The organism is Burkholderia sp. CpTa8-5 (assembly GCF_017815045.1).
GTDB classification, from domain to species: domain Bacteria; phylum Pseudomonadota; class Gammaproteobacteria; order Burkholderiales; family Burkholderiaceae; genus Burkholderia; species Burkholderia sola.
In genome coordinates this window covers 280163-294715 of sequence record NZ_JAGIQD010000001.1, presented here as the reverse complement: position 1 = coordinate 294715, position 14553 = coordinate 280163, and the positions used below count along the sequence as shown (strand labels likewise).

Sequence of the window (14553 nt, the reverse complement as noted above, 5' to 3'; positions counted from 1 at the left end):
TGCGGAAATCGGTCGATGGGTACGGGCGGGCAGCGCTCACGCTTTCAGCGTGCGGTCCCACGGAAAGAGCCGGCGGCCGAGCAACCCGAGCACGATGTCGGTGCCGAGGCCGATGATCCCGATCATCAGGATCGCCGCATACACGTTGTCGAAATGCTGGTAGCGCGCCTGCTGGCTGATGTACCACGTGATGCCCGAACTCGTGCCGACCAGCTCGGCGACGATCAGGTAAGTCCATGCCCAGCCGAGCAGGATCCGCTGATCGCGATACAGGTCCGGCAGCACGCCCGGAATCACGACGTGCGTGAGCAGCTTCAGCTTCTTCGTGCCGAGCGTCATCGCGGCCTCGAACAGCCCGTATTCGAGCTTGCGCGTGGTGTTCGCGACGATCAGCACCTGCTGGAATAGCGTGCCGATCACGATGATCGCGATCTTCGGTGCGTCGTAGATGCCGAGAATCGCGACCATCAGCGCGCCGAACGCGGGCGCCGGCAGATAGCGGAAGAACTCCAGGAACGGCTCCTGCAGCCGCGCGAGCGCGCTGAAGGTGCCGCAGACGATGCCGAGCGGCACGCCGATCGCGGACGAAATCACGAAGCCCCAGAAGATGATGCGGATGCTGTGCCACAGGCTTTCGTGCAGCCACACGCCGTCGCGCGACGCGGGCGGCGTCGTGAACGCCGTATAGAACGCGCGCAAGACCTGGTGCGGCGCCGGCAGGTAGACCGGATTCGCGCGCACGCCTTCGGGCACCGCCGCGTGCGTCGCGCGTGCATGCGCGAGCTCGTCGTCGAACACGTCGCGGTCGATCTGCATGCCGGTCTGGAAATAATCGACGCTGCCCGGGTTCGTGATGCGCATCTGCGGATGCCAGACGAACGGGACATAGCTGATCAGGCACCAGACGGCGAACGGCAGCAGGAAGGACGCCAGCCCGAGCGTCCATTTGCCGCGCGTGGTGAGCTCGCGGCGCACCGCGAGCCAGCCGGTCGTGTTGCGGGTCGTTGTCATCGGAATCTCCATCTCGTTTCGGGTGCCGGTCGCGCGGATGCCGCGGCATCGCGCGACCGTGCGTTCATTGCGGTGCGCCGCGCGCCGCCTGTGCGCGGTAAGCGCGCCAGCCGCCGAAGCGCGTGATGTCCTGCGCATCGTCGAGCGCCGCGCTTTCGCACAGGAAGCCCTGCACGCGCGCACCGTCGGCGAGTGTCAGCGTGCCGATGCCGAGCGGCGCCGCGATGCCGGCGACGAAACTGCCGTACGCGTCGACCGGCATCTCCCAGACCTCGACCGCGATCGGCGCGCCGCCGTCCGGCACGCGCACGAGGCCCGGTTTGGCGACACCGCCGCTTGCATCGGCGGACAGCGCATAGAGGCGATAGGCCGGCGCGGTCGTGGTCGCGGCGACGAAGCGCGCGCCACGCTGCGTGAGCTGCCCGTTCAACGGTTCGCCGCGAAGATGCGCGCCGACGACGGCCACCCGCACGACACCCGCGGCTGCGGCACGCGCCGACATCGCGGCCGCAGGCGGCCGAACGTCGTCGACGGCGGCAGCGCCATCGCCCCACGCGTGCGCGAGATCGAGCAGCCGCGCATCGTCGTGCGCACGCCCGACGAACGTGATCCCGAACGGCAAGCCCGCATGCGGCCCGGTCGCGCACGTGCCCGCCGGCACCGCGATCGCCGACAGGTCGAGCAGGTTCACGAAGTTCGTGTAGTAGCCGAAGCGCGAATTGATCGAGATCGGATCGGCTTCGAGCGCGTCGACGGTCGCGGTCGTCGCCGAGGTCGGCATCACGATCGCGTCGAGGCCGTCCCACGCGCGGGCCGCATCGACGCGCAGCGCCGCGAGCCGGTCGAATGCGGCGAACGCATCGGCGGCGCTGAAGCGCGCCGCGCCGCCAACGATTTCGCGGATCACCGGATGCAGCGCGTCGGGCTCGCGCGCGGCGAACGCGCCGATCGCGGCGAGCCGCTCGGCGACCCACGGGCCGTCGTACAGCAGCCGCGCGGCGGCCAGAAACGGTGCGAAGTCGATCTCGACGATCCACGCGCCGCTCGCGCGCAGCCGGTCGAGCGCCGCGCCCCACGCCGCGCGATACGATGCGTCGCCGAAGAATTCGAGCTGATCGGCGCGCGGCGTGCCGAACCGCAATTGTGCGAGCGGCCGCGCCGGGTCCGCGCGCAATCCGTCCCCGCCCAACAGCGGCTGCCATGCGCGCCCGTACGGGTCGCCTTCCGTCACGCCGTGCGCGGCGGCGAACACGGTGCGCGCGTCGTCCGCCGAACGCGCGAACACCGACACGCAATCGAGCGACCGGCAGGCCGGCACCACGCCGAGCGTGCTCAGCACGCCCCGTGTCGGCTTGAGCCCGACGAGCCCGTGGAAGGCGGCCGGCACGCGCCCGGAGCCGGCCGTGTCGGTGCCGAGCGAGAACGTCGCGACGCCGAGCGCGACCGCCACCGCCGACCCGGAACTCGAGCCGCCCGACGCATAGCGCGGATCGAGCGCATTGCGGCACGCGCCGTAAGGCGAGCGCTGCCCGGAGAGCCCGGTCGCGAACTGGTCGAGATTGGTCTTGCCGACGGGAATCGCGCCGGCCGCGATCAATCGCTCGACCACCGGTGCGCTGCGTGCCGGCGTGTACGCATAGGCCGGGCAACCGGCTGTCGTCGGTATGCCGGCGAGGTCGATGTTGTCCTTGATCGCGAACGGCACGCCGTACAACGGCAACGACGCGATGTCGCGCCCGGCCAGCGCGTCGGCATACGGCATCATCTCGTCGCGCGTCAGCGGCCGGATCCACGCATGGTGCGGGTCGCCCGCGTCGAAGTGCGCGGCGATCGCGTCGACGAGCGCATGCGGCGTCAGGCCGCCCGCCGCGTAGCGCGCGCGCAGCGCGGCAATCGAGTGCAGCCCGGGCAGGATCGAGCGTTCCGTCGTGCTCATGCGACCTCCTCGGCGGCGCCCGTCTTCATCACCATCAGCCGCTGGCCGGCCACCACTGCCGCGCCAGGCGCGCAATCGATCGTCTCGATCGTGCCGTCTTCCGTTGCCGTCACCGCCACCTCCATCTTCATCGACTCGACGATCGCGACGACCTGCCCTTCGGTCACGCGCTCGCCGGCTTCGACCAGCACTTTCCACACGCTGCCCGATACGTCCGCGGCGATCGCGCGCTGCGTGTCGTCGAGCGCGCCCGCTACGCGGTCCGCTTGCGCATCGCCCAGTTCCCCGTCGCCGACGTATTCCGCGTGGCCCGCCGCGCGCCACCGCTCGCGCTCCGCGTCGAACGCGGCCTGCTGCGTCGCCTTGAACGCGGCGATCGACTCCGCCTCGTCGTGCAGGAAGCGGTTGTATTCGCGCAGATCGAACACCGATTCCTCGATCTTCAGCGTCGCGCGGCCCGCGATGAAATCCGCGCGCAGCGCAGCCAGTTCGGCCTCGCTGACTTCGTAGAAGCGGATCTCGTCGAAGAAGCGCAGCAGCCACGGCTTGCCGGCCTCGAATTCACGCGTGGTGCGGTGGCGATTCCACATCTGCACGGTACGGCCGACGAACTGATAGCCGCCCGGCCCTTCCATTCCGTACACGCACAGATACGCGCCGCCGATGCCGACCGCGTTCTCCGGCGTCCAGGTGCGCGCCGGGTTGTACTTCGTCGTCACGAGCCGGTGCCGCGGATCGAGTGGCGTCGCGACGGGCGCACCGAGGTAGACGTCGCCGAGGCCCATCACCAAATAGCGCGCGTCGAACACGATCCGCTTCACGTCGTCGATGCTCGCCAGCCCGTTGATGCGCCGAATGAACTCGATATTGCTCGGGCACCACGGCGCATCGGGCCGCACCGACTGCATGTAGCGCTCGATCGCGACGCGCGTCGACGGGTCGTCCCACGACAGCGGCAGATGCACGATGCGGTTCGGCACGCGCAGGTCCGCCACGTCGGCCAGTTCGCGCTCGGCGGCCTGCAGATGCGCGAGCAGCGCGTCCAGCGGCAGCGTCCGTGAATCGAACTGCACCTGGAGCGAGCGGATACCCGGCGTCAGGTCGAGCATGCCGGGCAGCCGGTGCGCGTCGAGCCAGCCCATCAGCGCGTGCACGCGAAAGCGCAGGTTCAGGTCGAGCACGGGCGGCCCGTATTCAACCAGCACGTTGCGGTCGCCCGAGCGCCGGTAGACGACGCCGATACCGCCGCCGGCCGACGGGTCGCGGTGCAGCACGCAATCGTCGGATGAGGCGGATGCAGCAGCAACAGCAGCAACGTCATCCGTCGCATTCACGATCGCCGCAGCCGATATCCCGACCGACACGTTCGCCCGCACGAACTGCACGGTATCGCCCGGCCGCAACTGCCCAAGCTTCCACAGCTCGTCGCGCACGACCGTCACCGGACACACGAAGCCGCCGAGGCTCGGCCCGTCCGGGCCGAGAATCACCGGCATGTCGCCGGTGAAATCGACGGCGCCGATCGCATACGCGTTGTCGTGAATATTCGACGGATGCAGCCCCGCCTCGCCACCGTCCGCGCGCGCCCATTGCGGCTTCGGGCCGATCAGCCGCACGCCGGTGCGGCTGGAGTTGTAATGGACGGTCCACTGCGTGCCGTAGAGCATCTCGATGTCGTCCGGCGTAAAGAAATCCGGCGCGCCATGCGGACCGTCGAGCACGCCGAGCGTCCACGCATGCGTCAGCGCGGGAATATCGGCCGCGGCCAGCGTCGCACCGGCGTCACCGCGCCCGGCGTCCGCGTGCAGATGCAGCACGTCGCCCTTGCGCAGCGCTCGGCCCGCATGGCCGCCGAACTGGCCGAGCGTGAAGGTCGCCTTGCTGCCGAGATAGTCGGGCACCTGCAGCCCGCCCTTGACGGCGAGACACGCGCGCACGCCCGCGCCGGTCACACCGCCAAGCTTGAGCACCGCACCCGGTCGTGCGCGCACGACCTGCCAGAACGGCACCGCATCGCCGTCGAGCGTGGCCGCGAGCGGCGCGCCGCCGAGCACGAACAGCGTCGCGGTATTGAAGCGCAGCGTCGCGCCGACCATCGTGAATTCCAGCCCGGCCGCGTCGCGCGCGTTGCCGAGCAGCGCGTTCGCGAGGTCGAACGCGCGATCGTCCATCGGCCCCGACGGCGGCACGCCGACGCTCCAGTAGCCGACCCGCCCGGGCGCCTGCTGCACGGTGGTCTGCACGCCGCCGTCCAGCACGTCGATCGTGTGCGGCGCGAACGCGAAGCGCGACAGGAAGGCGGTCGTCGGCGCGCCGCGCGCGAACGTGTCGGACCCGACGACGGCGCGCAGGTAGTCGAGGTTGGTCTCGATCCCGTACAACTCGGTCCGGTCGAGCGCGGCGCGCAGCGCGGCCAGCGCGTCGCGCCGCGTGTCGCCGCGCACGATCAGCTTCGCGAGCAGCGGATCGTAATGCGCGCTGATCTCCGTGCCCGCGTCGATCCAGCCGTCGACCCGCACGTCGTCGGGAAACGCGACGTGCGTGAGCAGCCCGGCGCTCGGCTGGAACTGCTTGTTCGGATCCTCCGCATAGAGCCGCACCTGGATGCTCGCGCCGCGCGGCGCGACGGCGAGCGTATCGAGCAGCGGCAGGTCGCCTTCGGCCTGCAGGATCATCCATTCGACGAGATCGACACCCGTCACGGCCTCGGTCACGCAATGTTCAACCTGCAGCCGCGTGTTCACCTCGAGGAAATAGAACTGCCGCGTGCTCGCGTCGAACACGAATTCGACCGTGCCGGCCGATGCGTAGCCCACCGCGCGCGCGAGCCGCACCGCGCTCCCGTGCAGCGCGTCGCGCTCGGCGTCGGTCAGGTCGGGCGCGGGCGTTTCCTCGATCACCTTCTGGTTGCGCCGCTGCACCGAGCAATCGCGTTCGCCGAGCGCGATCGCACCGCCGCGGCCGTCGCCGAAGATCTGCACTTCGATGTGCCGCGCGTGTTCGACGAACTTCTCGAGATAGACGCCCGCATGCGCGAAGTTCGCGGCGCCGAGCCGCACGACCGATTCGAACGCCGCGCCGAGCTGCGCGGCATCGCGGCACAGCGACATGCCGATGCCGCCGCCGCCCGCGGTGCTTTTCAGCATCACCGGATAGCCGATCGCGTCGGCTTCGGCGAGCGCTGTCGTTACATCGTCAAGCAATCCGGTGCCGGGCAGCAGCGCGACGCCGTGCGCCGCCGCGAGTTCGCGCGCGGTGTGCTTGAGGCCGAACGCGCGCATGTGATCGCCGCGCGGCCCGATGAAGCGCAGGCCCGCCGCTTCGCAGGCATCGGCGAAGCCCGCGTGCTCGGACAGGAAGCCGTAGCCGGGGTGCACGGCCTGCGCGCCGGTCTCGCGTGCGGCGTCGAGGATCGCCGCGACATTCAGATAGCTGTCGGCCGCCGGTGCGGGCCCGACACGCACGGCTTCGTCGGCGAGCGCTACGTGGCGCGCGTCGCGATCGGCATCCGAATAGATCGCGACCGATGTGATGCCGAGGCGCTTCAGCGTGCGGATCACGCGGCACGCAATTTCGCCGCGGTTCGCGACGAGGACTTTGGCGAATCTCATGTTGCCTCCTGCCGGGCCGCCCCAAAGGAGGCAACCGCCCCCTTGGGGGGCAGCGAACGTGTCGGCCCGGAGTAGCGCTTCAGCGCGTACTCCGGCCCCATGCAAAGCAAGTGAGCGTGGGGGTAGTTCATTCCGCCTCCTGCCGGGCCGCCCCAAGGGGCGTAGCGGGGAATTCGCGGAGCGTCGCTCCGCGCCCGCGCAGCCGGCCGGCTTTGCAAAGCCGGCCGTGGACGGCAACCGCCCTCTTGGGGGGCAGCGAACGTGTCGGCCCGGAGTAGCGCTTCAGCGCGTACTCCGGCCCCATGCAAAGCAAGTGAGCGCGGGGGTAGTTCATTGCGCCTCCCAGATCATGAGGCGCACGGGCGTCGGGTTGTAACCGTTGCACGGATTGTTGAGTTGCGGACAGTTCGAGATCAGCACCGTGACGTCCATCTCCGCGCGCATCTCGACGTACTTGCCAGGCGCGGAGATGCCGTCCTCGAACGTGAGGCCGCCGAGCGGCGTGACCGGCACGTTCATGAAGAAGTTGACGTTGCCGACCAGGTCGCGCTTGGTCAGCCGCGCGCCGGCGCCGCACGTGCAGTGCGCGATCGCGTTGAGGAAGCTGTCGCGGCAGTTGTGCATGTAACGCTTGTCGAGCGCATAGCGCACCGTGTTGCTCTCGGCCGCGCACGCGCCGCCGAGCGTATCGTGACGGCCGCACGTGTCCGCGACGATCGTCGCCATCGGGTTGCCGCGGCTCGACACGAGCACGCTGCCCGCGCTCAGGTACAGGTTGCGCTGCGCGCGGATCGTGTCCTGCGCGCTGTAGCGTTCCTCGGGATCGTCGGTGCTATAGAACAGCGTGTCGACGGCCTGGTTGCCTTCGAGGTCGAGAATGCGGAAGGTCTGCCCGCGCTTCAGGTCGTGCAGCCACGGGTCGCCCGCGTTCAGCGTGGTGTCGTGGATCGCGTCGCGCGGGTCGAGTCGGCTTTCGATGATCGGCATGGTCTCGCTCCTCATGCGAACAGACGGTCGGTGTTGGCGAAGCCGCGCGTGTTCTCCGCGCATGCGCGCCGGCACGGGTCGTCGTCGGGCGCCGCGCCATCAACCGGATACGCTCGGTACGCGATCAGCTTCACGGCTTTCGGCGCGTAGTCCGGACGCGGATCGAGCGGATGCGGCGCGGTCGAGAACGCCGCGAGCGTATTCATCTCGAAGCGCAGGTCGAACGCGCTGCCGGCCGGCGAATGGCCGGCGACGAAATCGAGCGCGCCGTCGTCGCGCGTGTCCAGCTTGCTGAAGAAGTTGACGTTCGCGGCGAGGTCGCGCGCCGACAGGCCGTATTTCGCGAGCTCGAGCACGAGGCTGTCGCGGCCGTTGCGGATCATCGCGTTGCGATCGATCTGATACGACGACGCGCCGTACTTGTGCGCGAACAGCCGCGCATCGCCGACGCCGCCGAGCGGGTCGTGCCAGCCGAGCGTGTCGGCCGTGATCGACGCGATCACGCGCCCCATGTCCGTATACAGCGCATGGCCGCGCGTGAGATGCGCGGTGTGCTGCGCCTTCAGCGTATCGGCCATGTTGTAGCGTTCGAGCAGGTCTTCCTGACGATGAAACACGGCGGACAGGTTCGCGCCGCCGTCGATATCGACGATGCGCAGCGCGAGACCGCGGCGCAGGATGCCGGACCAGTGGGTTCCGGCGGGAATCAGCGTTTCCCACGCGACGTGTGGCGGCGGGGCAAGAATGGCTTGGGGGCTCGGCGACATGGCGGCTCCGGGGTCGGTTGGACAAAAGGCGTGAGAGGGCGACCGAACGACATCGCGACCTCCCGGGCTTTTATCCCTCCGTGGAGCCTCGCCGTTTCCTCGTATCGAGGCGAAGGCAAGACCGGATTGCTCTCGGACCAGGCATCGCGCGGCGCACGCCGCACGACCGGAACCCTAGCGATCCTGAAGATGATGCAAATTGCTTCGCACCTCTCGGGTATCGAATAAGCGAGTTGCATGCCAGCCGCAGCCCGTCGGCCGTACGACGCGGCCCGGCGGCGCGATGGCGCGCGGCAAGCGAATGGCGCACGCATGAGCTTGCCCTCGCGGCGGGCGTGCGGCGCACCATGCGCACGCAACCGCGCACCGGTGCAGTGCGCGTCGCGTGCTCTCGCACCGTGCGATCCGCGATGGCATGGGCATTGCTGAATTCACGCACCGCCACCTCTTCCCCGCTCCTTCATGAACAAGCTCGACCTGCTCCGACGCGCGCTGCACGCGCTGTTCGCCGCCCGCTTCATCGAACTTCAGCGCACCCTGCGCCGCCGTTGAATCGCATTGCCGCGCGCCGTTGGCACGCTTCTCGCTCGGCATGACGCCGAGAGGTGCGGCGGCGTCGCATCTTAGGGGTGCTAGGGTTCCGGTTCATCATCGAACGTCTGGTCCGAGAGCAGCCCGGCGCGGGTTCATCCGATCGCGAGACCGGATGCACGCGTGCTACACGGCGGGACAAAAGCCCGGGAGATCGGCGATGGCAACGGCCGTCGCGCCTCTCCGTGGCCGCTTCGTTCGTTCCGCATCCGCAGGAACCGGTCACGCAGCCGGAACGTGTGTTCGCGCACGCTCCGTATCGACGATCCCGATCCCGGTCTCCTGGAGAACAACGATGACCCGTCCCGCCCCGGCGTTCCGCCGCCTGCCGTCCTTCCGTTTCCTCCGTCATGCATTGGGCGCCGCCGCCGCGGCCGCCGCGCTATGGGTGGCGCCTGCCGCGCACGCTGCCGCACCGCTGAAGATCGGCTACAGCGACTGGCCCGGCTGGGTCGCGTTCCAGGTCGCGCTCGACAAGGGCTGGTTCAAGGAGGCCGGCGTCGACGTCGATTTCGAGTGGTTCGATTATTCGGCGTCGCTCGACGCGTTTTCCGCAGGCAAGCTGGACGCGGTCGCGGCGACCAACGGCGATGCGCTCGTGACGGGCGCATCCGGCGCGAAGAACGTGATGATCCTGCTGACCGACTATTCGGCCGGCAACGACATGATCGTCGCGAAGCCGCCGCTGCGCACCGTCGAGGCGCTGAAGGGCAAGAAGGTCGGCGTCGAGCTCGGCCTCGTCGACCACCTGCTGCTCGAAACCGCACTGCAGAAGCATGGGCTCAAGGACAGCGACGTCACGCTCGTGAATGCGAAAACCAACGAGCTGCCGCAGGTGCTCGGTTCGTCGGCCGACATCGCGGCGGTGGCGGCGTGGCAACCGAATGCCGGCGAGGCGTTGAAGCGCGCGCCGGGCGCACGCGCGATCTTCACGTCGGCGGATGCGCCGGGGCTGATCTACGATGCGATCACGGTCGCGCCGGCGAGCCTCGCCGCGCGCCGCGCCGATTGGGCGAAGGTGGTCAAGGTCTGGTATCGCTGCGTCGCGTACATCAACGATCCGAAGACGCAAGCCGATGCGGTCAAGATCATGTCGGCGCGCGTCGGGCTCGCACCGGCGCAATACCTTCCGTTGCTGAAGGGCACGCACCTGCTCGACGAAGCGGCCGCGAAGCGTGCGTTCCGCAAGGGAGACGGGCTCGATTCGATCTACGGCTCGACGCGAAATGCGAATGCATTCAACGTGCGTAACGCCGTGTACAAGCAGTCGCAGGACGTCGATGCGTATATCGATTCGCGGTTTATTGACGTGCATTGACGGCAGCATGCCCGCCGGCGCGGCGATGTACCGCGTCGCGCCGGTGGGCAACGCGCGTCGGCCGCATGCTTCGTACAGGAGTGACGTTCCGCCATGTGCCCGGTTGAATGGCTGCGACGCTGAATGACTATTGCGGCGAGGTGCGAACGGTAGCTTACGAGCCGTTGCCGACGCGGAAAGAAGGCGGCGTCGATGACCGCTGCCGACCCGAAGCGGACTTTCGCATTGCCGCTAGTGCAACGACTGCTTTCACGATGAAACTGCCGTCCGCACCATCAAGCGGGTAGGCGAGTCATCGATGCTTTTCGACCATTCGCTTTTAGCGAAACAGTCACTTAAAAACTCCCGATTCATCGGTTGACAATCCTGTTTGTCTACCTAATATGAATCGAGCGCGGCACGCTCGTGATCGCTGATTCGATAAAGACTCAGATTGTCGATTGGCCAACTGAGTCGTGTGAACCGAAGACTTCGATCGATTATCCGAAGTAGATTGCGAATTGCTCGGGATGCGCATTCAATGTGCGTATCGAGTGAAGCGACACGATGTGCATTGAAAGGACGGGGGCGTTTGAGTCGTTCGCAAACGCATAGTCAACGAAGCGTGGCCTACTGATGTCGGCGAAGAAAAATGAATACGCCTGGTCAGCCGTGGATGTTGGTGAAACACATTCTCGTTGGTGATCGAGAGCTCGGCGCCGCGCGTGCATATTGCCAGTCTCTGCTCGACGCGCCCGTGCATCGCCTGCCGCTGATCGCGTATCGGGAGGATAGTGCCCAAGGCCGGCGTCTCGTACGTATCGAGCGCTTTGTGGAAGATTTCGCCGAGCGGACCGGGATCGATCTGCATGCGCGCTGCAATGCGCTCGCGCGAGCGCTGTTCGAGCGTCCCTGCCTGCTATTCAAGGACAAGATCAATTTCCGCTACCCGGCCTCGCCAGGCTTTAGGGCGCATCAGGACGCCGCCGCGGGCTGGAATCGCTATGCGTCGCACTACGCGACCGTTGCTGTGCTGATTGAGGCGTCGCAGCCTGACAGCGGTGGCTTTGAATTCGCGACCGGGGCGTCGCCCGGCTTTCTTTATCCGAATCTGAACGGTCAACTCGACGACGCATTCTTCGCGTCGCTTTGCCCGCAATCACTCGATGTAGACGCAGGCGACGGACTGCTATTTGACGGCTATGCGGCGCATCGGACATATGCAAACCGAACGGGACATGTTGTCCCACATCTTTTTCTCACGTTCAATTGCGCCGACGAGGGCGATTTTCGCGACCGCTATTACGCGGAAAAGATCGCGGGCATGGCATCGCACGGCGACGGCTACGCGTTCCGACTGTTCGATTTCGGTCCCGAAGGAGCCATGCGATGACACGCTTCGTCGGCAACATCAGGGTCGAGTTTCTTGACCCCGCGCAACGGTCGGACGTTGTCTACCGGGGCCTCGAAACCGCGCTGTCGGCGAAGGATTCCCGACGTTTTCAGCGTGTGATGCTGGTGTCCCCCGGGGCGATCCTGTACCGTGGCGACCTGCCTCGCTGCACCTATCCATTGGGACTGGGCTATCTCGGTGCGATGCTCGAGCGCAATGGCTATGACGTACGGCTGCTAGACTGCCTGGTTGAGGGCTACGATCAGATTGAACCCGTCGACAACGCGGGCGAGTTCGTTCGCTACGGTCTCGGTGCCCGGTCGATCCGCGACGCGTTGCGCCGGTGGGAGCCGGACGTGATCGGCGTGTCCAGCATTTTCTCGAACCAGTCCGACATCATCGAGGAAATCTTCCGTATCGCGCGCGATACGGTTCCCGACGCGCTTCTGATCACGGGGGGTGCCCACGCACGGTATTTTCCGGAGCAGTATCTCGAGTCGCTTGACGCCGACGCGGTTTTTCTCGGCGAATCGGAAAACACGATCGTGGAATTCCTCGACTGGGCGAACGGCGCACGACCACTCGAGAGCCTGCAAGGCATCGTCGTGCGGCAGCGCAGCGTCAACCGGATCTTCTCGAACAAGTCGATGCCGCTCATCAAGGTTGCGCGAGCATGTTCGAGCGACCCGATCGCCGACCTCGACGTCATTCCCTATCCGGCCTGGCACCTATACAACATGGAGCGTTACTTCGAAATCGGCGCCTATCAGTCGCCCTATACGGTCGGATCGCGTGTGGCTCAGCTCTACACTAGCCGAGGATGTACCGCGAAATGCTCGTTCTGCACGACGACCAACTTCTGGGGCGGCAAGCTGCGCCGTCGCAGTCCGGAGAACGTGACGAATGAAATCCGTTCGCTCGTCGAGCACTACGGAATTGACGAATATCACATACAGGACGACAACATCACGAACGACAAAGAGCATGCGCGCATGTTGTTTCGTGCGCTGGCCGACATCAAGCTTCCGTGGTGCACGCCGCAAGGAACCGCGCTTTGGCGCATGGATGAAGGCCTGCTCGATCTGATGCGCGACGCGGGATGTTACCAAATCACGTTCGCGATCGAAAGCGGCGTGCAGCGCGTGCTGACCGAGCTGATCCGTAAGCCGCTCGATCTCGCGCGCACGCGTCATCTCGTGAGATACGCACGAGATATCGGGCTCGACGTACATGGCTTCTTCATCATCGGCATGCCGCCGATGTTCGGTTGCGATGGCGAAACGATCGACGAAATGCGCGAAACCTATCGCTTCGCATGCAACGCGGGCTTCACCAGCGCATCGTTTTTCACGGCAACGCCGATAGTCGGTTCGGAACTGCTGACGGAATGCTTGCGCCAAGGATTCGTTGCCCCGGACACACCGCTTTATAGAATGTCGTACAAGCAGGGGTTGATCGAAGTTCCCGGACTTTGGACCGGCACCGAGATCGCCGCACTCGCACACGAATTCAACACGTTGTTCAACAGAGGGAGTGTCAAGCATGGACGCCGATTCTGGAGCGAGCAGCAATACTGAATGTAATGGCGAAGGTACGCGGCCGCGGCCGGTCGTCTATGTCGCGATGTGCGCGGACGTGTTCCATGATGGTCACGTGAACGTGCTGCATCATGCGTCGACTTACGGCGACGTGATCGTGGGATTGATGACCGACGAGGCAATTGCGAGCTACAAGCGGATGCCGCTCTTCTCGTTCGAGCAGCGGCGTGCGGTCGTCGCGAGCAGTGTCTGGGTCAAGGATGTCGTGCCGCAGACGACACTCGACTTCCGCCCCAATCTACGCGAGCTTCGGCCCGAATTCGTTGTACATGGCGATGACTGGCGAGAAGGCGCACAGCGCGATACGCGTGCACAAGTTGTCGAGGTGTTGCGTGAGTGGAGCGGCACACTGATCGAAATACCCTATACGCACGGCGTATCGTCGACCTATGCCCAGCAACGCATCCGCCGAAACGGTATTGCACCGAGCGCGCGGCAAGCGCGTTTGCGCCACGCACTGCGCGTACGCCCGTTGATTCGCGTGCTCGAGGCCCATAGTCCGCTCGCTGCGCTGATCGTCGAGCGCGCGCAGGTTCGAGACGGTGGAGGCGTTCGCGAATTCGACGCGATCTGGTCGAGTAGCCTGACGGACTCGACAGTGCGCGGCAAGCCGGACATCGAAGTCGTGGATCTGTCGATGCGGTTGCAAACGATCAACGAAATGTTTGACGTGACGACGAAGCCACTCGTTTATGATGCGGACAGCGGAGGTCTGCCCGAGCATTTCGTGTTCACGGTGCGTGCGCTCGAGCGTGTCGGCGTGTCGGCCGTCGTGATCGAAGACAAGGTTGGCCTCAAGCGCAATTCCTTGTCGTCCGGCGTATCCGCCCAGAGCCAGAGCGACATCGCGGAATTTTGCGAGAAGATTGCCGCCGGCAAGGATGCGCAGGTTGACGACGCGTTCATGATCGTGGCACGGATCGAAAGCTTCATCCTGGGCGCGGGGATTGATGATGCACTTCAACGCGCGCATGCGTATGCGCAGGCGGGCGCCGACGCGGTATTGATCCACAGCCGCAACCACCAACCCGTCGAGGTACTGGACTTCTGTCGTGCGTTCCGGCTCGCCGATGCGCGGACGCCGATCTTTGCGATCCCGTCAACTTATGACATCGTCAGCGAGCACGACCTCGAGGTTGCCGGCGTAAACGGCGTGATTTACGCCAATCACCTGCTGCGCGCTGCGTATCCAGCAATGACGGCCGCCGCCGAGTCCATATTGCGCCATGGACGCGCGCACGAATGCGCGCGTGCGGGCGCGAGCCTGCACGACATTTTGTCCGTGGTGGCCGGCAATGTGGCCGATGCCGGCGCGCGGGCCGATGCGACGCCAAGAACCGGCGAAACCGTGTAAAGAGGTGG

The 14553-nt window shown here is 66.3% G+C and carries 9 protein-coding genes and 2 riboswitches; of the genes, 4 read left to right on the top strand and 5 right to left on the bottom strand.

Going from position 1 to position 14553, the window contains the following annotated elements:
* Positions 1-36: 36 nt before the first annotated feature.
* The 5 genes from J8I35_RS01325 to J8I35_RS01305 form a co-directional block, all read right to left on the bottom strand.
* Entirely contained in the window at positions 37-1011 is a 975-nt protein-coding gene (locus J8I35_RS01325; RefSeq protein ID WP_050015417.1) for an ABC transporter permease, read from the bottom strand.
* A 64-nt stretch (positions 1012-1075) separates the two neighbouring features.
* On the bottom strand, positions 1076-2947 hold the full coding sequence (gene atzF, locus J8I35_RS01320; protein ID WP_209924259.1) for an allophanate hydrolase: 1872 nt from the start codon (positions 2945-2947) through the stop codon (positions 1076-1078).
* A complete protein-coding gene (gene uca, locus J8I35_RS01315; RefSeq protein WP_209924258.1) occupies positions 2944-6558 on the bottom strand; it encodes an urea carboxylase in 3615 nt (1204 codons plus the stop codon). Before uca ends, atzF begins: the two co-directional genes overlap by 4 nt.
* Positions 6559-6888: 330 nt before the next feature.
* The gene (locus J8I35_RS01310; protein ID WP_050015406.1) at positions 6889-7545 is read right to left on the bottom strand and encodes an urea amidolyase associated protein UAAP2; all 657 of its coding nucleotides are present in this window, start codon (positions 7543-7545) and stop codon (positions 6889-6891) included.
* Between the two features lie 11 nt (positions 7546-7556).
* Positions 7557-8312 (bottom strand): urea amidolyase associated protein UAAP1, encoded by a 756-nt coding sequence (locus J8I35_RS01305; protein WP_209924257.1) that lies wholly within the window; start codon positions 8310-8312, stop codon positions 7557-7559.
* A gap of 57 nt (positions 8313-8369) precedes the next feature.
* Positions 8370-8501: riboswitch (guanidine-I (ykkC/yxkD leader) on the bottom strand.
* A 432-nt stretch (positions 8502-8933) separates the two neighbouring features.
* Positions 8934-9058: riboswitch (guanidine-I (ykkC/yxkD leader) on the top strand.
* Between the two features lie 140 nt (positions 9059-9198).
* Between J8I35_RS01305 and J8I35_RS01300 the strand changes: the two genes are divergently transcribed.
* The 4 genes from J8I35_RS01300 to aepX all read left to right on the top strand — a co-directional run bounded on the left by J8I35_RS01300 (position 9199) and on the right by aepX (position 14545).
* Positions 9199-10221, top strand: coding sequence for an ABC transporter substrate-binding protein (locus J8I35_RS01300; RefSeq protein WP_209924256.1), 1023 nt, complete (start codon positions 9199-9201; stop codon positions 10219-10221).
* A 631-nt stretch (positions 10222-10852) separates the two neighbouring features.
* Positions 10853-11593, top strand: coding sequence for a phytanoyl-CoA dioxygenase family protein (locus J8I35_RS01295; RefSeq protein WP_209924255.1), 741 nt, complete (start codon positions 10853-10855; stop codon positions 11591-11593).
* The gene (locus tag J8I35_RS01290; protein ID WP_209924254.1) at positions 11590-13170 is read left to right on the top strand and encodes a cobalamin-dependent protein; all 1581 of its coding nucleotides are present in this window, start codon (positions 11590-11592) and stop codon (positions 13168-13170) included. Before J8I35_RS01295 ends, J8I35_RS01290 begins: the two co-directional genes overlap by 4 nt.
* Positions 13136-14545 carry a phosphoenolpyruvate mutase gene (aepX, locus tag J8I35_RS01285; protein ID WP_124630106.1) on the top strand — a complete coding sequence of 470 codons (1410 nt, stop codon included), beginning with the start codon at positions 13136-13138 and terminating at the stop codon, positions 14543-14545. The genes J8I35_RS01290 and aepX overlap by 35 nt, the downstream gene beginning before the upstream one ends.
* The last annotated feature ends 8 nt before the right edge of the window (positions 14546-14553 follow it).